Raw genomic sequence first — 19,711 nt, 5'->3', positions numbered from 1 at the left:
TACAGTTTCGTTACCGAAAATAGCACCGGTTCGCATCGAGCAAATAGCGGAAAATGTTGGAAGTCGCATGTTCTTTTACGAACCTGTCGCTCAGCTGTAAGAACGGGGCGTTTTTGTCGCGCTCGGAACGTTGTGTCCTAGACTCGCGATCTATGGATCGACTGATTTCGCGAGATAAACGATGACCCCGAAAGTTCGCAGGCTATTGCCCAGACTGTTGATGGTCGCAGCGGTGACTGTTGCAGTGTTGGCATTGAGCTTCGCCCAAGGTTCTGCGGCGCCAGGCCTGCGTAATGTCACCGTGTTGATCGTCCGTCATGCGGAAAAGCCTGATGTCGGGCGTGAGCTCAATGCCCGGGGCGAACAACGCGCTGCGGCTTATGCCGACTATTTCACGCCGTTGAAACTGGATGGCCAGACGCTCACCCCTCAGCGTCTGATCGCTACCGCCGACAGTCCGGAAAGTATGCGGCCACGGCAGACACTGATCCCGCTGTCCCAGCGCCTGCAACTGCCCATCGAACAGCCCTACGCCAATAACCAGGTCGACGAACTGGTCAGTCTGCTGCGCAAGCACAATCAGGCAAAAACCGTGCTGATTGCCTGGCACCATGGGCACATCAATAAGCTGATTGCCGCTTTCGGCGGCGATGGCCCGGCGCTGATCGGCCAGCCGAAATGGCCAGTGGATGTTTATGACTGGTTGATTGTTTTGCGCTTCGACGACAAGGGGCAGTTGATCCAGTCGCGAAGCGAGAAGGTTCAGGAACAACTGATGCCCGGTGACGTTGCAGGCGCAAACGGCAGCTAAACATCCGTCAGAAAAATTACCTGCGACCATTCGCGTATCGGGTTCGCCCGATTTCCCCGGGGGATCAGGGAAACGTCCTGCATGCAGCGGCGAAGCTGCGCCATTCAGTTAAAAGTCATTGCTCAGTAACCTTTGTGTTGTTGCCGGATAGGGCAACTCACTAGGGAAGGGCAGGATCATGCGCTGGTTTTTGGCTGGGTTTTGGTTGTTGGTCGGCTGTTCTGCGTTGGCCTCAGAAGTGTTTTTGATACCGGAAAACAATCCCAAGCCGATTTATCCTCTAGAACTGCAAAGGGCAGGTATAACGGGCGAGGTGAATGTTAGTTTCGTCGCCAATGCTGATGGCTCGGTCGGCGAAATCAGCATTCGAGAGAGCACTCACCCTGACTTTTCCGATGCGGTTCGAGTCGCGATAGCGCAGTGGCGTTTCAAACCCTGGACGGTTGAAGGGAATAAACCTGAACAGCAGGAAGTCATCGCGCCAATGATTTTCAGGCTCGATCTCGATCAGCCCATTCACGTCAATCAGCAGCTGACAACCCTGCGATGCCATACGGTTAATGAAAATCTCGCCAACATTGCCGAGTATTCATGGATCGATTCGGCGGCGTTCGCACAAACCCGCGCCTATCTGTCGAACGTCTTCCATAAAACCCAGCTTCCGGATGAGCAGCGTCTGGCGATGATCGCCAGGATGAATCGGCAGGTTGAGAAGATCGTCAGGGCTTGTCGAGAGAGCCCCACGCGCAAATTCATAAGCCTGTTGCCCACGGAGATTCGTGAGTTGCTCTGATAACAAAAGCCAGTATGACCGAGCCGGACATTCTGGCCTTTATCGAAAGGTTACTCAGCGCACCTGCACCACCACCTTGCCCACCGCCTTGCGCTGGCCAAGATCATTGATCGCCTGCGCCGCATTGCTTAGCGGATACACCTGCGATACCAGCGGTTTCAACTTGCCCTCGGCAAACCAGCCAAACAACTGCTGGAAGTTCGCTGCGTTGTCCTGTGGCTGGCGCTGGGCGAAGGAACCCCAGAACACGCCGAGTACCGCCGCGCCTTTGAGCAGGGCGAGGTTGACCGGCAGCTCCGGGATGCGCCCGCTGGCGAAACCGACGACCAGCAGACGGCCATTCCAGGCGATGGCGCGGATGGCTTGATCGAACAGATCGCCGCCGACCGGATCGTAAATCACGTCGGCGCCCTGGCCGTCGGTGAGGCGTTTGATTTCGTCCTTGAGGCTTGATTCGCTGTAGTTGATCAGCTCATCGGCGCCGGCAGCCTTGGCCACAGCGAGCTTCTCGGCGCTGCTGGCGGCAGCGATGACGCGGGCGCCCATGGCTTTGCCGATTTCCACAGCAGCCAGACCGACACCGCCGGATGCACCGAGTACCAGCAGGGTTTCCCCCGCTTGCAGGTTGGCGCGTTGTTTGAGGGCGTGCATCGAGGTGCCGTAGGTCATGCTGAACGCGGCGGCGGTGTTGAAATCCATCGACGGCGGAATCGGCAGCACGTTGTAGCCCGGCACCGCGACCTGTTCAGCGAAGCTGCCCCAACCGGTCAGGGCCATGACCCGGTCGCCGACCTTGAGGTGGCTGACCTTTTCCCCGACTTCGCGCACTATGCCAGCCGCTTCGCCACCCGGCGAGAACGGGAAGGGCGGCTTGAACTGGTATTTGCCCTCGATGATCAGGGTGTCCGGGAAGTTGACCCCGGCGGCGTGCACGTCCAGCAGGATTTCGTTCTTCTTCGCGACAGGGCTGGCGACGTCTTCCAGCACCAGCGATTCGGCAGGGCCGAAGGCTTTGCACAGCACGGCTTTCATCAGGGCTATTCCTTTGGGAGTGATGGCCGATAAGTGTAGGTGTGTGAATCAACGGGTCAACGAGCATGCCCGGCCCTGATAGTCAGCCATAAGCTTGTGCTTGCGCGGCGGGTCGTTATGCTAGGCCGCAAACCGGATAAGGAGCGAATTGTGAAAGCGTGGATCATGTTGTTGCTGGCCCTGTCTCTGCCTGTGGCAGCGCTGGCCGAAGAAGCCAAAGAAGGCGAGGCGCCGAAGGTCAACTACATCACCCTGAGCCCGCCGTTCGTGGGCAACTACGGGCTGGACGGCACGCCGAAGCTCAAGGTCTACAAGGCCGATGTGGCATTGCGTGTGACCGGTGAAGAGGCGACCAAACTGGTCAAGGCCAACGAGCCGCTGATCCGCAATCAACTGGTGGCGCTGTTCACTCAGCAGACCACCGAGGCGATGGGCAGCATCGAGGGTAAAGAGAAGCTGCGTCAGGAAGCGTTGAAGCAGACCCAGCAAGTGATGAATGACGAGACCGGCAAGCCGGTGGTTGAAGATCTGTTGTTCAACAACCTGATCATTCAGTAAGTGCGTTGGCTGCTGTTCAGGAAGCCAGGCTTTTGCGAAAGCGTGCCAGGGCGATGACGAAGAACAGCAGGCCGATGGCCGTCAGCGCCAGCAGGTCCGGCCAGACCACGCTCAGCCCGGCGTCGCGAAACAGAATCGCGGCGCTAAGGCTGACAAAGTGCGTGGACGGCGAGCCCTGCATGACCCACTGCAGCCATTGCGGCATGCTGTCCAGTGGCGTGCTGCCACCCGACAGCAGCAACATCGGGATGATCACCGGAATCGCCAGCAAACCGAACTGCGGCGTCGAGCGCGCCAGGGTCGCCAGAAAGATCCCCAACGCGGTACTGGCAAACAGATAAACCGCAGTCACCAGCAAAAACAGGCTCATCGAGCCGGACAGCGGCACGCCGAGCGCGCCTTTGACCACCACCTCCAGCGACAGCCAGGTGCACAGCACCACCACCAGCAGGTTGCTCCAGATTTTCGCCAGCATGATTTCCAGCGCCGTCAGCGGCAGCACCAGCAAATGGTCAAGCGTGCCGTGCTCGCGTTCGCGCAGCAGCGCCGTACCCGTGAGGATGATCGCCAGAATGGTGATGTTGTTGACGATCTGAATCACCGCCAGAAACCAGCCACCCTCAAGGTTGGTGTTGAACAGCGCGCGGGTGGTCAGTTGAATCGGCGTTTTGCTTGTGGCATCGCCCTGGTCGCCATAGGCCTGCAGCTCGCGCTGGAAAATCCGGCTGATGTAGCCAGCGCCCATGAACGCCTGGCTCATCGCGGTGGCATCGACGTTGACCTGAATGGCCGGTTGCCGCGCCGCCAGTAGATCGGTTTGAAACCCCGCCGGAATGTTGATGACGAAGGTGTACTGGCCGCTGTCCATGACCTGGTCCAGTTGCGGGTAGGGGAGCAGCACTGGCGCCTGGAATTCCGGCGGTTGCAGGGCCTGGGCCAACTGGCGCGAGAGGGCGCTGTGGTCTTCGTCGACGATCGCCACGCTGGCGTTGTGCACGCCGATCACCGAGCCGGCGGCGGGCATGTAGATCGCCACGGTAAAGGCGTAGAACAGGAACAGCAGCAACACGCTGTCGTGGCGCAGGCTGGTCAGTTCCTTGAGTCCCAGGCGCAGGATGTGCGCTAACTTGTGCATCAGGCCTCCTGCTTTTTCAGCATGATCAGGCTCAGCCCGGTGAACCCGACAAAGAACCCGAACAGCGCCAGGCACTGCGGCCACAGCTGCCGCAGGTCCAGCGCTTTGGTGAACGTCCCCACGGCAATGTCGAGAAAGTGTCCTGCCGGAAACAGCATGCCCATCACCGCAGCCGCTCCTTCCAGTGAAGAGCGCGGCACGATCAGTCCGGAGAACTGGATGGTCGGCAGGCTGGTGATGATCATGGTGCCGAGGATCGCGGCGATTTGCGTGCGAGTGAACGCCGAGATCAGCAGGCCCATGCTGGTGGTCGCCAGCACATACAGCAGGCCACCAAACGCCAGCGTCAGCAGGCTGCCCTTGAACGGCACGCCAAACAGCCAGCGGTTCATCGCCACCAGCAGGGCGAGATTGACCAGACTGACCAGCAGGTATGGTGCCTGTTTGCCCAGCAGAAACTCCAGGCGGGTCAGGGGCGTGGCGTAGAAGTTGGTGATCGAGCCGAGTTCTTTTTCGCGCACGATGCCGAGTGCGGTGAGCATCGCCGGAATGAACGCCAGAATCAGCGCCATGACCCCGGGGCCAATAGCGTTGACGCTGACCACATCCTGGTTGTAGCGAAAGCGCGTTTGCAGGCTGGCACCCGCTTGGTGGCTGATGGCGGGACTGCTCTGTTCGGCCAACTGCTGCAGGTTGGCCAGGTGCACGGCTTCGACATAATTGCGGCTGGTCTCGGCGCGAAACGGCATGCCGCCGTCCAGCCACGCCGCCACCGCAGGCTGGCGCCCGGCGTACAGGTCGCGGCCAAATCCGGGCGGGATTTCCAGCGCCAGTTTGATCTCCGAGCGTTGCAGGCGGCGGTGCAGCTCTTGAGCGTCGTGGATGGCTGGCCGTTCATCGAAGTAGCGCGAGCCGCGAAAGGCTTCCAGATAGGTTCGGCTCTGCGGTGTCTGGTCCTGGTCGTACACGGCAAACGCGAGGTTCTCTACGTCGAGGGAAATTCCGTAGCCGAAAATCACCATCATGAAAATCGCCCCCGCCAGCGCAAAAGCCATGCGCACTTTGTCGCGCAGCAGCTCCTTGCCTTCGCGGCTGGCCACTGCCAGCAGGCGCCCGAGGCTGAAACCGCGTTGCTGGTCTGGCGGCGCGGCGGCTGGCGCTGATGGCGCTGTCGGCGATTCACTCGCGGGAGGCGATTGGGCAGTGCCTTGGGCCTGTTCCAGACACGTCACGAAAGCAGCCTCCAGCGTCTCTCCGGCAAACTGACGCTGCAGCGCTGCCGGGGTGTCGCATGCCAGGACTTTGCCGGCGTGCATCAGCGAGATGCGGTCGCAGCGCTGGGCTTCGTTCATGAAGTGGGTGGAGAGAAAAATCGTCACGCCTTGCTCGCGGGACAGTTCGATCAGCAGTCGCCAGAAGTCATCACGGGCTGCCGGGTCGACGCCGGAGGTCGGCTCATCAAGGATCAGCACTTCCGGACGATGCAACACCGCGACCGCCAGCGACAGGCGTTGACGCAGTCCGAGAGGCAGCGCACCGGACGGCTGATCGGCGACGCTGAGCAGGTTGAAGCGCTGAATCAATGCGTCGATGCGTTGCGCGCTTTCGGCCTTGGGCAAGTCAAACAGACGGGCGTGCAGCTCAAGGTTCTGCCGCACGCTGAGTTCGCCATACAGCGAAAAGCTCTGGGACATGAAGCCGACCCGCTTGCGCGTGGCCAGATCCTTGGCGTCCACCGGATTGCCCAGCAGTGTCGCGCTGCCTTCGCTGGCCGGCATCAGCCCGGTCAGGACTTTCATGGTCGTGGTCTTGCCGCAGCCGTTGGAGCCGAGAAAACCGAAAATCTCGCCGCGACCGATGGCGAAGCTGACGTGATCCACCGCAGTGAAGTCGCCGAAGCGCAGCGTCAGGTCGTGGGCTTCGATGGCAATGTCGGTGGTGCCGCCAGTACGCGGCGGAATGACCAACGGCTGAGCGTCGTGATGACTGTCGCCCTGGAAGTGTGTGAAGGCTTCATCGAGTTTGCCGCTGGGGGTGACGGCTGCCAGCTCGCGGCTCAGACCGGTGGCAATCAATTGGCCGTTGTCGAGCATCAGGCAATGCTCGAACTGTTCGGCTTCTTCCATATACGCGGTGGCAACCAGCAGGGTCAGTTGCGGGCGCTCGCGCCGTACATCGTCGATCAGCTCCCAGAAGCGTCGGCGTGAGAGCGGGTCGACGCCGGTGGTCGGCTCATCGAGGATCAACAGATCCGGCTCATGGATCAGTGCGCAGCACAGGCCCAGCTTCTGTTTCATGCCGCCGGACAACTTGCCGGCGGGGCGCTCGGCGAACTTCAGCAGGTCGGTGGCGAGCAGCAGATTGTGCATGCGTTGCTCGCTGTCGGCTTTCGAAAGGCCGAACAGCGTGGCAAAGAACTGGATGTTTTCGCGGATCGACAGCTCGGGATACAGGTTGCCGCCCAATCCCTGGGGCATGAAGGCGATGCGCGCATACAGGGTGTCGCGGTGGCGGCGCTGCTGGATTTGCCCACCGAGGACGTCCAGTTGCCCTTGCTGCAAGGCCTTCACGCCGGCGATCAGCCCGAGCAGGCTGGACTTGCCCGCACCATCTGGGCCGATCAGCCCGCAGCGGGTGCCGGCGGGCAGGCTGAAGGTGATAGCGCTCAGCGCTTGCTGTTTGCCGTAACGGTGCGCGATCGCGTTCGCCTGAACCGCGAGGCTGTTCATTGCAAATTGGCCGGCCAGGCAATCGGCGCGATGCGCACATAACCGGCGCCGGGCATGCCGGGCTTGGCTTGCGGCACGGCGCTGGGTTGGGTCAGGCGTAGCTTGACGCGGAACACCAGTTTTTGCCGCTCGTCACGGGTCTCGACCTCTTTGGGGGTGAACTGCGATTTGCCGGCGACGAAACTGATCTTCGCCGGCAAGGGTTTGTCGGGCAGGGCATCGAGCAGCACCCGGGCTTCATCGCCTACGGCCAGACGCCCGGCCACCGAGGCAGACAGGTAGAGGTTCATGTACTGGTCGTTGGGATCGATCAGCAGTAACACTCGACCACCGGCCCCCAGCACTTCGCCGGGTTCGGCCATGCGCAACTGGATCACCCCATCAATCGGCGCGCGCAGGCTGCTGTCGTCGATTTCGCTGGTCAGTTGAGCGACCTGCGCCTGCGCCGCGCCGATCGCTGCAGCGACCGCCGACACTTGGGCGCGGGCCGCCGTCACGGCAGCATTGCCGGTGCCGATACGCGACTGCAATTGATCGATAACCTGGGCGCTGACGAAACCGTGCTTGAACAGCGATTGCGAACGCCCCAGTTCCTGCTGGGCCAGCAGCAGTTCACTCTGGCGCAATTGCACATTGGCCTCGGCGGCGTTGAGGTTTTCCCGGGCGCGCAAGACTTCGGCTTCGGCCTGAGTGCGCTGGGCTTCGAGGGTGCGGGTGTCCATGCGCGCGAGCAGTTGGCCCTTGTTGACCTTGTCGCCTTCATCGACCAGCACCTCGGCCAGGCGTCCGGGTGTCTTGCTGGCGATCTGCACTTCGGTGGCTTCCAGCCGACCGTTGCCCATCGACAGCCCTTCGACCAGACGGCTGCTGATCGACATCCAGTAACCGAGCCCGCCGGCGGCGGCAAGTAACACCAGAAGCGACCCGGCGTATAAAAGTGAAGAGCGGCTGTGCGTCGACATGGGGGCATCCTGCGGCTGTGGCGTGCAGTCTGACTGTTCAAGCGTTCCAATCGCTTGATGTCAGTCAACCGAGCGCCAAGCCTAGCCCCTTTTTTGGCTAATAACCGTGACCGGGCAGTTCTCAGCGCAAGCCGAGCACGGCGGCCCACTGTTCGGCCGTCACGGGCATGACCGACAGGCGACTGCCTTTTTGCACCAGAGGCATTTCGGCCAGCGCGGTCTGCTGCTTGAGGTAATCCAGCTTCAATACCCGGGGGAACGTCTCGACGTGTTCGACATCGATCGCACTCCAGGCATTTTTTTCCGGGGTAGCCTTGGGATCGAAGTAATGACTCTGCGGCTCCAGTGCGGTGGGATCCGGGTACGCCGCCTGAATAATTTTCCCGATACCGGCAATCCCCGGCTCCGGGCAGCTGGAATGGTAGAAAAAGAACTCGTCACCCACGGCCATCGAGCGCAGGAAGTTACGCGCCTGATAGTTGCGAACTCCGTCCCAGCGCGCTGTGCCGAGCTTTTCCAGACCTTTGATAGAGAGTTCGTCGGGCTCGGACTTCATCAGCCAATAGGCCATGGTTTTTGCTCCTGAAACGGTCATTGGGCAGGTTGTCGGGCAATTTTATGACAAACCGACAGTCGGTTGACGTCAGCGTTTGCGCGCAGGTTCACGTTGTCGCAAAATGCCGGCCTTTAAAGCTTGACGCTGCTGCACGGCCTACGAACGGAAACCGCTGCTGTCATCGTGATGATGTGCCTTGAGGGGGGCAATCGATGAAACGCAAACCGGATCTACTATGGACTTTGGTAATTTTGTTTGGCTTGGGCGTCGTAACCACCGGTTATGCGCAGAGCTTGTGGTCGAACAAGGCCGACGCGCCGATTGAAGTCGCGCAACAGGTGCAACAGTCGACAGCCTTCAAACGCTGAAACGGCTTTCTCGACGCCGCTGATCTGCGCGGCGTCCTATCCCGCGAAATACCAAGCCTTGTCGCTGACCGTGCCTTGTAAAGGTACATCCCAGCTTGCCTGCGCCAAGCGTTCGACCTTCTGACATTCATGGGCCAGGCCCAGCAGCGTCGGCTTGCGCCAGCTTTTTCGCCGAGCCAGATACGCCAGGCTGCGATCATAGAAACCGCCGCCCATCCCGAGTCTCCCGCCGACATCGTCAAACCCTACCAACGGCAACAACACCAGATCCAGCGCCCAGACCTTGCGTTGCCGAGCCAGACTGGCTCGCGGCTCGAGAATGCGGAAGCGATTGGGTTTAAGTTTCTCGCCGGGACGAATGCGTTGGAAAACCATCTTGGTGCGTGGCCAGGCGCTGAGCACCGGCAGATAAGTCGATTTACCCCGGCGTTGAGCTTCGCGCAGCAGAAGGCGCGGATCGATTTCACCGTCTGTGGGCAGGTACAGAGAGATATGTCTGGCCCGGCGAAAGTGCGGGTCTTGTGCCAGTTGCCGATACAGGCCCTTGGCAGCCTGGCGTTGTTCGCTCTTGGTCAGCGCACGGCGCGCCTTGCGCAGCAGGCGGCGGAGTTGCGGGCGGGGCAGCAGCGCGGGTTCGGTCATGGTTCGGCTTCGGCAGGTTGGACGAAAACGTACGCATAAAAAATCCGATGGCGGTTTTCACCGACATCGGATTCGAATCAGGCTCCCCGGATGAACCGCTGTCAACTTAGCCCTTGAACCCGAAAGTTCAAGGTGGAAGATGCAGTAGACTTTAAGGCTTTCCGTCTAGCGGACATGCACACCAGCCCAACGTGCAACTTCCAGGGTAGTGCGAATCGGCTCAGGGACATCGTCAACTGGCAAGCACCCCAGGGAGTGCCGCGAGTATACCGCAAGCGGCCAGTTGAATCAGCCCTTGCTGGTGTTCTGATCGTCGGCGAGGACCAGATCGACACGATCGAGCAAGTCGCGCACCTGTTCACGGGTCGAACCGCTGGCTTGAATGTCCGGACGCTCTTCTTTGTGCAAGAGGTCGTGGGTGATGTTCAGCGCGGCCATCACGGCGATACGGTCGGCACCGATGACTTTGCCGCTGCTGCGGATCTCACGCATCTTGCCATCCAGATAGCGCGCGGCACTGACCAGATTGCTGCGTTCTTCCTGCGGGCAGATGATCGAATATTCTTTATCGAGGATCTGCACGGTGACGCTATTGCTTGAACTCATGAGTCTTGCTCCAGGGCCTTGAGGCGCGAAATCATCGATTCGACCTTACGCCGGGCGATTTCGTTTTTTTCAATGAGGTGAGCGCGTTCCTCGCGCCAGGTCTTTTCCTGAGCTAGTAAGAGTGCATTTTGACTCTTTAGTTGCTCGACTCGGCCAATCAACAGTTCGAGTCTGGCCATCAGCGCTTGCAGGTCGGTGTCTTCCATTGTGTCCACGTGTTCGTCTGATGGGAGGTAGCTGGCGGACAGCCTTTAATAGTCTTGGCGAGTCTGTCGATGTAGGATACAAGGCCTTCATTCTAGACATAGCGCCGTCTGGCGCCTAGCTGCCCATGACCAATGCGAATTCCCCGTACCAAGCCTTTGCCACCCTGCTGACTTCCAGCGGCCACAACGTCTCGCCTGCCGAACTGCATGGCCTGCTGCTTGGCCGTAGCTGCGCCGGTGCCGGCTTCAATGCCGAAGAGTGGCTGATCGATGCTGCCGAGTTGCTCGAAAGCGAACCGCAGGACAATGTCCGCAACGCCTTGATCGGCCTGCAAGAGATGGTCAAAGGCGAGCTGACCGGCGACGACGTCACTGTCGTTCTGCTGCTGCCGACCGATGACGCACCGCTGGCTGACCGCGCCGCTGCACTGGGCCAATGGTGCCAGGGCTTCCTCAGCGGTTTCGGCCTGAACTGCCGCGACAGCAGCATGCTCAGCACTGAAGCCACCGAAGTGCTGCAGGATCTGGCCGCCATTTCCCAAGTGCAGGATGCTCTCGAAGAATCCGAAGACGGCGAAACCGACTACATGGAAGTCATGGAGTACCTGCGCGTTGCGCCGCTGCTCCTGTTCTCGGAAACCAAGAAAGCCGACGTGCCGCCAGCCGCCAAGCCGTCGCTGCATTAATCGCGTGCCAGGGAAAGCCATCTGCCCATGATCCATATCCCGAAAGCGGAATACAGCCGTCGCCGCAAGGCCCTGATGGCGCAGATGGAACCCAACAGCATCGCGATCCTGCCCGCCGCCGCGGTCGCCATTCGCAACCGCGACGTCGAGCATGTCTACCGTCAGGACAGTGATTTCCAATACCTCAGCGGATTTCCCGAACCGCAAGCCGTCATCGTTTTGATGCCCGGCCGTGAGCATGGCGAATACGTGCTGTTCTGCCGTGAGCGCAACGCCGAACGCGAACTGTGGGACGGTTTGCGCGCCGGGCAAGAAGGCGCGATCCGCGACTTCGGTGCCGATGACGCTTTCCCTGTTACTGACATCGACGACATCCTCCCGGGCCTGATCGAAGGCCGCGACCGGGTGTATTCGGCGATGGGCAGCAACCCTGAATTCGACCGTCACCTGATGGACTGGATCAATGTGATCCGCTCCAAGGCGCACCTCGGCGCCCAGCCGCCGAACGAATTCGTTGCCCTGGATCATCTGCTGCACGACATGCGTCTGTATAAATCGGCGGCAGAAGTGAAGGTGATGCGCGAAGCCGCACGGATCTCGGCGCAAGCCCACATCCGTGCGATGCAGGCCAGTCGGGCCGGGCTCTACGAGTACAGCCTCGAAGCCGAACTCGACTACGAATTCCGCAAGGGCGGGGCGAAGATGCCGGCCTACGGCTCGATCGTCGCCGCCGGGCGTAACAGCTGCATCCTGCATTACCAGCAGAATGACGCGCTGCTCAAGGACGGCGACCTGGTATTGATCGATGCCGGTTGCGAGATTGACTGCTACGCCAGCGACATCACCCGCACCTGGCCGGTCAACGGCAAGTTTTCGCCCGAGCAGAAAGCGATCTATGAGTTGGTGCTGGCCTCGCAGGAAGCCGCGTTCGCCGAAATCGCCCCGAACAAGCACTGGAATCAAGCGCACGAAGCCACGGTTCGAGTGATTACCACGGGGCTGGTGAAATTGGGATTGCTGCATGGCGAGGTCGACGAGTTGATCGCCAGCGAAGCCTATAAAGCCTTTTACATGCACCGCGCCGGTCACTGGCTGGGTATGGATGTGCATGACGTTGGTGAGTACAAGGTCGGCGGCGAATGGCGAGTGCTCGAGGTCGGCATGGCGCTGACCGTAGAGCCGGGCATCTACATCGCCCCGGACAATCAGAACGTCGCGAAGAAATGGCGCGGCATTGGTGTGCGTATCGAGGACGACGTGGTCGTGACCAAAACAGGTTGTGAAATCCTCACCAGCGGCGTGCCGAAAACCGTCGCTGAAATCGAAGCGCTGATGGCGCAAGCAAGGACCCACGCGGCATGAGTCGAGTCAATCTGGCAATCATCGGTGGCGGTCTGGTCGGCGCCAGTCTGGCGTTGGCCTTGCAGGCCGGAGCCAAGGCGCGCGGCTGGAAGATCGTCCTGATCGAACCGTTTGCACCGGGCGACAGCTGGCAGCCGAGCTACGACGCACGTTCGTCGGCGCTGTCCTTCGGCTCGCGGCAGATTTATCAACGGCTGGGCGTGTGGCAGGAAATCTCCCGTCGCGCCGAGCCGATCAAGCAGATTCATGTTTCTGACCGTGGCCGCTTCTCCACCGCGCGTCTGTCGGCGATGGAAGAGGGCGTACCAGCGCTCGGTTACGTGGTGGAAAATGCCTGGCTCGGCCAGTGCCTGTGGCAGCACATCGACAAAGACGTGATCAGCTGGCGTTGCCCGGCGGAGGTCACACGCATGGAACCGCTGCCCGATGGCTATCGCCTGACCCTCAACGATGAAACCACGCTGGAATGCGACCTGGCGGTGCTCGCCGATGGCGGTCGTTCCGGTCTGCGCGAGCAGCTGGGCATTAACGTGCGCAAGCGTCCGTACAACCAGAGCGCACTGATCGCCAACATTACCCCGAGCGAAGCGCACAACGGCATGGCCTTCGAGCGTTTCACCGACGAAGGGCCGATGGCCTTGCTGCCGCTGCCGGAAAACCGCTGTGCTCTGGTCTGGACCCGTTTGGGCATGGACGCGCAGCGTCTGGCCGATTTGAGCGAGCGTGATTTCCTCAGCGAATTGCAGGGCGTATTCGGTTATCGCCTCGGCACGTTGAAACAGGTTGGCGCACGGCATTTGTATCCGCTGACGTTGGTCGAGGCCGAAGAGCAGGTGCGCTCGCATCTGGCTGTGCTCGGCAACGCGGCGCACAGCCTGCACCCGATTGCCGGTCAGGGTTTCAACTTGTCACTGCGTGATGCCGATGCCCTGGCCGCCGCATTGTTGTCCAGTGAAAAGCCGCTGGGCGACTTCGCCACATTGCAGGCTTATCGCGAGCGTCAGCGTCTCGATCAGGACCTCACCGTCGGCTTTTCCGATCAGGTCACGCGGCTGTTCGGCAGCACGCAGCCATTGGTTTCGCTGGGCCGTAACATCGGCCTGCTCGGCCTCGATCTGTTGCCGCCGGCCAAGCGCTGGTTTGCCCGTCAGGCCATGGGTTTGGGAACACGTCCGGATGCTTAAGTGGTTGACCGCTAAATTCGGCAAGGCGCGGCTGATGCGCTGGGTGATGACGTTCTACCCGCCGTATCTTGGCGCCGGTGTACGGGTTCGGCATATCAGCGATGATTTCCGCGACGTTCAGGTGTCGATGGGGCTGGGCTGGTACAACCGCAACTACGTCGGCACTCAGTTTGGCGGCAGTCTGTATTCGATGGTCGACCCGTTCTTCATGTTGATGCTCATGGAAAACCTTGGCTCGAAGTACATTGTCTGGGACAAGGCTGCCGACATCGATTTCATTGCGCCGGGCAAAGGCCCGGTATTCGCCCGCTTCAATATCGACGAGACCTTGCTCGCCGAGATTCGCCGGCAAACCGCCAATGGCGAGAAATACCTGCCGCAGTTGCAGGTCGACATTCATGACGGCGCCGGCAATCTGGTGGCGCGGGTCGGTAAAACCCTTTACGTGCGGCTCAAGCCGCAAGCGAGACAGGCTTAAAGCATGGAAATGCGCGCAGATCTGCTGATTGTCGGAGCCGGAATGGTCGGCAGCGCCCTGGCGTTGGCGTTGCAGGACAGCGGGCTGGAAGTCCTGCTGCTCGATGGCAGCCCGCTGAGCGTCAAGCCGTTCGATGCCGACGCGGCATTTGAACCGCGTGTGAGCGCGCTGTCGGCAGCCAGCCAACGCATCCTCGAACGCCTCGGCGTGTGGGACGGCATCGCCAAGCGCCGCAGCAGCCCGTACACCGACATGCACGTCTGGGACGGCAGCGGCACCGGGCAGATCCATTTCTCGGCGAGCAGTGTGCACGCCGAGGTGCTGGGTCATATCGTCGAAAACCGTGTGGTGCAGGACGCCTTGCTCGACCGTTTGCACGATTGCGATCTGGGCATGCTCGCTAATGCGCGGCTGGAACAGATGCGCCGCTCGGGCGATGGCTGGTTGCTGACGCTGGCTGACGGTCGTCAGTTGCGCGCGCCATTGGTGATTGCCGCTGACGGTGCCAACTCGGCCGTTCGCCGCCTCACCGGGGTGGCCACGCGCGAGTGGGATTACATGCACCACGCGATCGTCACCAGCGTGCGCAGCAGCAAGTCGCACCAGATGACCGCGTGGCAGCGCTTTACCGATCACGGGCCATTGGCGTTTCTGCCGCTTGAGCGTGACGGGCAGCAGGATTGGTGTTCGATCGTCTGGTCGACCACGCCGAGCGAAGCCGAGCGCTTGATGACGCTGGATGAAGCGGCGTTCTGCCGAGAGCTGGAGCGCGCCTTTGAAGGTCGCCTCGGCACAGTCGTCAGTGCCGATCCGCGACTGTGCGTGCCGCTGCGTCAGCGCCATGCCAAGCGCTATGTGGCCGAAGGGCTGGCGCTGATCGGCGATGCGGCGCACACCATTCACCCGTTGGCGGGGCAGGGTGTGAACCTGGGTTTCCTTGATGCGGCGGTGTTGGCGGAGGTGCTGTTGCAGGCGGCGGAACGCGGTGAGCGTCTGGCCGATGTCAAAGTGCTGAGTCGTTACGAGCGTCGGCGCATGCCGCATAACCTGGCGTTGATGGCGGCGATGGAAGGGTTTGAGCGGTTGTTTCAGGCTGATCCGTTGCCGGTGCGTTGGTTAAGGAATGCAGGGTTGAAGCTGGTGGAGCAGATGCCGGAGGCGAAGGCGCTGTTTGTGCGAGAGGCACTCGGGCTGACCGGGGATCTTCCGGCGCTGGCCAAGCCCTGATCTTTTCGTTGCTGCTGATGGCCTCATCGCGAGCAGGCTCACTCCTACAGGGGAACGCATTTCAAATGTAGGAGTGAGCCTGCTCGCGATGGCGCCTATCCAGGCACCACAATTTTCAAGCTGTGCAACATCTGGTAACTCCTTCAAAAAGAGTTCGATTGAGGTGGTAAATGTGAGTCCTTATCATTTGGCCCACATTTTCCGACCGAGAGACCACTCCCATGTTGGCACCCAAGCGTCTTCTGACCGCACTGGCCCTGACCCTGATCGGCAGCACAACGGCCCAGGCCGCTGATGAGGTGGTGGTTTACTCGTCGCGCATCGATGAGCTGATCAAACCGGTCTTCGATGCCTACACCGCCAAGACCGGGGTGAAAATCAAGTTCATCACCGACAAGGAAGCGCCGCTGATGCAGCGCATCAAGGCCGAAGGTGAGAACGCCACCGCCGACCTGCTGCTGACCGTTGACGCCGGCAACCTCTGGCAGGCCGAGCAGATGGGCATCCTCCAGCCGTTCACCTCGAAAACCATCGACGCCAACATTCCACTGCAATATCGCTCGTCCACTCACGCCTGGACCGGCCTGAGCCTGCGCGCGCGGACCATCGCCTACTCCACCGAACGGGTGAAGCCGGGCGAGCTGACCACCTACGAAGCACTGGCCGACAAGAACTGGGAAGGGCGCCTGTGCCTGCGTACGGCGAAGAAGGTCTACAACCAGTCGCTGACCGCGACCATGATCGAAGTCCATGGCGCCGAGAAAACCGAAAAGATCCTCAAGGGCTGGGTCAACAACCTCTCCACCGACGTGTTCTCCGATGATGTCGCGGTGCTCGAAGCGATCAACGCCGGGCAATGCGATGTCGGCATCGTCAACACTTACTACTATGGCCGCCTGCACAAGCAGAAGCCGGAACTGCCGGTGAAACTGTTCTGGCCGAATCAGGCCGATCGTGGCGTGCACGTGAACCTGTCGGGCATCGGCCTGACCAAGCATGCGCCGCACCCGGAAGCGGCCAAGGCTTTGGTCGAGTGGATGACCACCCCTGAAGCGCAGAAGATTTTTGCTGACGTGAACCAGGAATTCCCGGCCAACCCGGCGGTGGCACCTTCGGAAGAAGTGGCGGCGTGGGGCAAGTTCATCGCTGATACCTTGCCGGTGGAAGTGGCGGGCAAGCGTCAGGCTGAAGCGATCCGGATGATGGATCGGGCGGGTTGGAACTGAGTCTTTTCGTATAACTGTTCATCCTTCAAGATCGCTCCCTCACCCCAGCTCTCTCCCGGAGGGAGAGGGAGCCGACTTGTAGTGTTTTCGAAACCTGAGTTCGACTCGATTTCTCAAGTCGATGTAGCTTGCATGAGCACCTCGGTCAGTCCCCTCTCCCTCCGGGAGAGGGCTAGGGAGAGGGCAACAATCTCAACCTGAAACCTTAATCTCAAGAACACCCCCAATCCCCCCAGAGACCCAAAAGTGGCCCACCCCGCCCAACGCCGCTGGTACCCCATCGTCTTCACCATCGCCGCGCTGGTGCTGTTGCCCCTGAGCGTTCTGCTGCTCTCCTGGCAGACCATCGATCAGCAAATCTGGTCGCACCTGTGGCAAACCCAGATGCCGCGCCTGCTGGGAAATACCCTGACGCTGGTCGTTGGCGTCGGTGTCGGTGTGACGCTGCTGGGTGTCAGCCTCGCCTGGCTCACCAGCCTCTGCGAATTCCCTGGTCGGCGCTGGCTCGACTGGGCGCTGATGCTGCCATTCGCCATCCCCGCGTACGTGCTGGCGTTCGTTTTCGTCGGCCTGCTCGACTTCGCCGGTCCCGTACAGAGCCTGCTGCGCGAATGGTTCGGCAGCGGCCTGCGGCTGCCGCGCGTGCGCTCCACCGGCGGGGTGATCATCGTGCTGGTGCTGGTCTTTTATCCCTACGTTTACCTGTTGGCGCGCACCGCATTCCTCGCTCAGGGCAAAGGCCTGATGGAAGCGGCGCGGGTGCTTGGTCAATCGCCGTGGCAAGCGTTCTGGCGTGTGGCGTTGCCGATGGCGCGTCCGGCCATTGGCGCCGGCGTGGCATTGGCACTGATGGAAACCCTGGCCGATTTCGGCGCGGTCTCGGTGTTCAACTTCGACACCTTCACCACCGCCATCTACAAGACCTGGTACGGCTTCTTCAGCCTGTCGAGTGCGGCGCAGCTGGCCAGTCTGTTGCTGCTGGTGGTGATGCTGGTGCTCTACGGCGAACGTCGCGCGCGTGGCGCCAATCGGGCGAGCAACGAGCGGCCACGGGTGAAAGCCCTGTATCACTTGCGCGGGCTCAAGGCGTTCGCGGCGACGAGCTGGTGCGCACTGGTGTTCGCCTGCGCCTTCGTCATTCCGCTGCTGCAACTGATCGTCTGGTTCTGGCAGCGCGGCCGTTTCGATCTGGACGAGCGCTACGCCGGGCTGATCCTGCACACCTTGTATCTGGGCGGCATGGCGGCGCTGATTACCGTAAGCGTCGCGTTGCTGCTGGCCTTCGCTCGGCGACTGGCGCCGACGCCCGCGATCAACTCCGGCGTTGGCCTGGCCAATCTCGGTTACGCCTTGCCGGGTTCGGTGCTGGCGGTGTCGATCATGCTGGCGTTCAGTTACCTGGATCGCGAGCTGGTGATTCCACTCTCCGGTTGGCTCGGCGGCGCGGGCAAACCGCTGCTGCTTGGCAGTCTGGCGGCGTTGCTGATGGCCTATCTGGTGCGTTTTATTGCGGTGGCGTACGGGCCGCTGGAAAGCAGTCTGGCGCGTATACGGCCCTCTTTGCCCGAAGCAGCACGTAGCCTGGGTGTCAGTGGGCCGCGACTGTTTTTCAAAGTGTATCTGCCGCTGTTGCTGCCCGGCGCGCTGAGCGCGGCACTGCTGGTGTTCGTCGATGTGCTCAAGGAAATGCCCGCGACCCTGCTGATGCGCCCGTTTGGCTGGGACACGCTGGCGGTGCGGATCTTTGAAATGACCAGTGAAGGTGAATGGGCGAGGGCGTCTTTGCCAGCGCTGACCCTGGTTCTGGTCGGTCTATTGCCGGTCATCGGACTGATCCGCCGCTCGGCGCACCGAAACACTTAGTCGTCAGTCCTGAATCATGCGGCTACAATGCGCGGCATTCGGTGCGGTTCGTCTGACAGACCCGTTCGCTGAAATCGGCTGAAAGCCTTCTATTTCGCGGCTTTCATCCCGTACAGCGGCTGTCCGCACCTTCGCCACGCCCGGAAGGAGAAACCCATGGGACAGCGTACGCCTCTGTATGACCTGCATCTCGCCCTCGGCGCGAAGATGGTCGATTTTGGCGGTTGGGACATGCCACTGCATTACGGCTCGCAGGTCGAGGAGCATCACGAAGTGCGCCGCGATTGCGGGGTGTTCGATGTTTCCCACATGACCGTGATCGATGTCACCGGCACCCAGGCCAAGGCCTGGCTGCAGCATTTGCTCGCCAATGATGTCGACCGCCTGCACCGCCCTGGCCGTGCGTTGTACAGCACCATGCTCAACGAGCGTGGCGGCATCGTCGATGACATGATCGTCTACCGCCTCGACGACGCTTATCGACTGGTGTTCAACGCTTCGACCCGCGATCAGGATCTGGCCTGGATGAACGCGCAGCGCGGCGATTACGACGTGCAACTGCACGAGCGCTCCGAGCTGGCGATGCTCGCCATCCAAGGCCCACAGGCCCGGCACAAGATTGCCGAACTGGTGACCCAGTCTCGCGCCACACTGATCCAGCACCTCAAACCCTTCGAAGGCTATACCGACGGTGACTGGTTCATCGCGCGTACCGGTTATACCGGTGAAGATGGGCTGGAAATCTGCCTGCCGGCCAATCAGGCGCCGGGGTTCTTCAACGATCTGGTCGGTGCCGGCATTTCCCCGATCGGCCTCGGTGCCCGCGATACCCTGCGGGTTGAAGCCGGGATGAACCTCTACGGTCAGGACATTCACCAAGACGTTTCGCCACTGGCCTCGAACATGGCCTGGAGCATTGCCTGGGAACCGGCCACCCGCCAATTCATCGGCCGTGCTGCGCTGGAGGCGGAAAAAGCTGCCGGCATTGCGCACAAACTGGTTGGTCTGGTCCTGGAAGAACGTGGTGTTTTGCGCGCTCATCAAGTGGTTCGCATCGCCGATGTTGGCGAAGGGGAGATCACCAGTGGTAGTTTCTCTCCTACGCTGAGCAAATCGATTGCCCTGGCGCGCGTTCCGATGGCAACCGCCGACCGCGCCGAAGTGGAAATCCGTGGCAAGTGGTACCCGGTACGGGTGGTCAAACCGACCTTCGTACGCCATGGCAAAACTTTGATCTAACCTTTTTCCGGCGGGCATGACCGCTGACCCAATTCCTGAGGACACCGA

General features: G+C 61.0%; 20 protein-coding genes and 1 other RNA gene. 12 read left to right on the top strand and 9 right to left on the bottom strand.

The features are described 5' to 3' along the window. Window positions 1-181: 181 nt before the first annotated feature. Both H8F23_RS25035 and H8F23_RS25030 read left to right on the top strand, forming a co-directional pair. Window positions 182-811, top strand: a complete 630-nt coding sequence (locus tag H8F23_RS25035) for a flagellar basal body-associated protein FliL (protein WP_194936162.1) — start codon at window positions 182-184, stop codon at window positions 809-811. 178 nt (window positions 812-989) lie between these two features. Then, window positions 990-1,604 carry an energy transducer TonB gene (locus tag H8F23_RS25030; protein ID WP_194936161.1) on the top strand — a complete coding sequence of 205 codons (615 nt, stop codon included), beginning with the start codon at window positions 990-992 and terminating at the stop codon, window positions 1,602-1,604. 54 nt (window positions 1,605-1,658) lie between these two features. Here the strand turns inward: H8F23_RS25030 and H8F23_RS25025 are convergent, their stop codons facing one another. Beyond that, window positions 1,659-2,636 (bottom strand): NADPH:quinone oxidoreductase family protein, encoded by a 978-nt coding sequence (locus H8F23_RS25025; RefSeq protein ID WP_194936160.1) that lies wholly within the window; start codon window positions 2,634-2,636, stop codon window positions 1,659-1,661. Window positions 2,637-2,786: 150 nt separating this feature from the next. Between H8F23_RS25025 and H8F23_RS25020 the strand changes: the two genes are divergently transcribed. Then, a complete protein-coding gene (locus H8F23_RS25020) occupies window positions 2,787-3,194 on the top strand; it encodes a flagellar basal body-associated protein FliL (RefSeq protein ID WP_027610485.1) in 408 nt (135 codons plus the stop codon). A 16-nt stretch (window positions 3,195-3,210) separates the two neighbouring features. On the opposite strand, the gene H8F23_RS25015 is transcribed toward H8F23_RS25020, so the two are convergent. The 4 genes from H8F23_RS25015 to H8F23_RS25000 all read right to left on the bottom strand — a co-directional run bounded on the left by H8F23_RS25015 (window position 3,211) and on the right by H8F23_RS25000 (window position 8,591). Beyond that, window positions 3,211-4,329: an ABC transporter permease gene (locus tag H8F23_RS25015; RefSeq protein ID WP_194936159.1), complete on the bottom strand. Its 1,119-nt coding sequence runs from the start codon at window positions 4,327-4,329 to the stop codon at window positions 3,211-3,213. Beyond that, the gene (gene rbbA / locus H8F23_RS25010) at window positions 4,329-7,058 is read right to left on the bottom strand and encodes a ribosome-associated ATPase/putative transporter RbbA (protein ID WP_194936158.1); all 2,730 of its coding nucleotides are present in this window, start codon (window positions 7,056-7,058) and stop codon (window positions 4,329-4,331) included. The genes H8F23_RS25015 and rbbA overlap by 1 nt, the downstream gene beginning before the upstream one ends. Then, window positions 7,055-8,020, bottom strand: coding sequence for an HlyD family secretion protein (locus H8F23_RS25005; RefSeq protein WP_099757474.1), 966 nt, complete (start codon window positions 8,018-8,020; stop codon window positions 7,055-7,057). Before H8F23_RS25005 ends, rbbA begins: the two co-directional genes overlap by 4 nt. A 121-nt stretch (window positions 8,021-8,141) precedes the next feature. Further along, a complete protein-coding gene (locus tag H8F23_RS25000; protein ID WP_194936157.1) occupies window positions 8,142-8,591 on the bottom strand; it encodes an EVE domain-containing protein in 450 nt (149 codons plus the stop codon). A 197-nt stretch (window positions 8,592-8,788) separates the two neighbouring features. Here H8F23_RS25000 and H8F23_RS24995 point away from each other — a divergent pair, with 197 nt between their 5' ends. Continuing rightward, window positions 8,789-8,944 carry a hypothetical protein gene (locus tag H8F23_RS24995; protein ID WP_016985917.1) on the top strand — a complete coding sequence of 52 codons (156 nt, stop codon included), beginning with the start codon at window positions 8,789-8,791 and terminating at the stop codon, window positions 8,942-8,944. A gap of 36 nt (window positions 8,945-8,980) precedes the next feature. Here the strand turns inward: H8F23_RS24995 and H8F23_RS24990 are convergent, their stop codons facing one another. The 4 genes from H8F23_RS24990 to H8F23_RS24975 all read right to left on the bottom strand — a co-directional run bounded on the left by H8F23_RS24990 (window position 8,981) and on the right by H8F23_RS24975 (window position 10,398). Next, a complete protein-coding gene (locus tag H8F23_RS24990) occupies window positions 8,981-9,586 on the bottom strand; it encodes a 5-formyltetrahydrofolate cyclo-ligase (protein WP_194936156.1) in 606 nt (201 codons plus the stop codon). A 79-nt stretch (window positions 9,587-9,665) separates the two neighbouring features. Further along, a non-coding RNA gene (ssrS, locus tag H8F23_RS24985) (6S RNA) lies at window positions 9,666-9,844 on the bottom strand. A gap of 30 nt (window positions 9,845-9,874) precedes the next feature. After that, entirely contained in the window at window positions 9,875-10,192 is a 318-nt protein-coding gene (locus H8F23_RS24980; RefSeq protein WP_093429754.1) for a cell division protein ZapA, read from the bottom strand. Then, window positions 10,189-10,398, bottom strand: a complete 210-nt coding sequence (locus tag H8F23_RS24975; RefSeq protein ID WP_007911197.1) for a TIGR02449 family protein — start codon at window positions 10,396-10,398, stop codon at window positions 10,189-10,191. Before H8F23_RS24975 ends, H8F23_RS24980 begins: the two co-directional genes overlap by 4 nt. Before the next feature lie 125 nt (window positions 10,399-10,523). On the opposite strand from H8F23_RS24975, the gene H8F23_RS24970 reads away from it, so the two are divergent. The 8 genes from H8F23_RS24970 (at window position 10,524) to gcvT (ending at window position 19,663) form a co-directional block, all read left to right on the top strand. Further along, a complete protein-coding gene (locus tag H8F23_RS24970) occupies window positions 10,524-11,084 on the top strand; it encodes a YecA/YgfB family protein (protein ID WP_093429755.1) in 561 nt (186 codons plus the stop codon). A gap of 27 nt (window positions 11,085-11,111) precedes the next feature. Further along, a complete protein-coding gene (gene pepP, locus H8F23_RS24965; protein ID WP_194936155.1) occupies window positions 11,112-12,446 on the top strand; it encodes a Xaa-Pro aminopeptidase in 1,335 nt (444 codons plus the stop codon). After that, on the top strand, window positions 12,443-13,630 hold the full coding sequence (gene ubiH / locus H8F23_RS24960; protein ID WP_095049392.1) for a 2-octaprenyl-6-methoxyphenyl hydroxylase: 1,188 nt from the start codon (window positions 12,443-12,445) through the stop codon (window positions 13,628-13,630). The genes pepP and ubiH overlap by 4 nt, the downstream gene beginning before the upstream one ends. Next, complete coding sequence (locus H8F23_RS24955; protein WP_095049393.1) at window positions 13,623-14,108, top strand: DUF4442 domain-containing protein; 486 nt, start codon at window positions 13,623-13,625, stop codon at window positions 14,106-14,108. The genes ubiH and H8F23_RS24955 overlap by 8 nt, the downstream gene beginning before the upstream one ends. Before the next feature lie 9 nt (window positions 14,109-14,117). After that, window positions 14,118-15,335, top strand: coding sequence for a 2-octaprenyl-3-methyl-6-methoxy-1,4-benzoquinol hydroxylase (locus H8F23_RS24950; protein ID WP_194936173.1), 1,218 nt, complete (start codon window positions 14,118-14,120; stop codon window positions 15,333-15,335). Window positions 15,336-15,556: 221 nt separating this feature from the next. Beyond that, window positions 15,557-16,561, top strand: a complete 1,005-nt coding sequence (locus tag H8F23_RS24945) for an extracellular solute-binding protein (protein WP_016772637.1) — start codon at window positions 15,557-15,559, stop codon at window positions 16,559-16,561. 246 nt (window positions 16,562-16,807) lie between these two features. Then, a complete protein-coding gene (locus tag H8F23_RS24940; protein WP_194936154.1) occupies window positions 16,808-18,424 on the top strand; it encodes an ABC transporter permease in 1,617 nt (538 codons plus the stop codon). 156 nt (window positions 18,425-18,580) lie between these two features. Next, window positions 18,581-19,663: a glycine cleavage system aminomethyltransferase GcvT gene (gcvT, locus tag H8F23_RS24935; RefSeq protein WP_116254279.1), complete on the top strand. Its 1,083-nt coding sequence runs from the start codon at window positions 18,581-18,583 to the stop codon at window positions 19,661-19,663. Window positions 19,664-19,711 lie beyond the last annotated feature (48 nt).

Origin of the sequence: Pseudomonas neuropathica, from assembly GCF_015461835.1 — a bacterium.
Lineage (GTDB): Bacteria > Pseudomonadota > Gammaproteobacteria > Pseudomonadales > Pseudomonadaceae > Aquipseudomonas > Aquipseudomonas neuropathica.
This window is presented reverse-complemented; position numbering and strand designations above follow the sequence as displayed.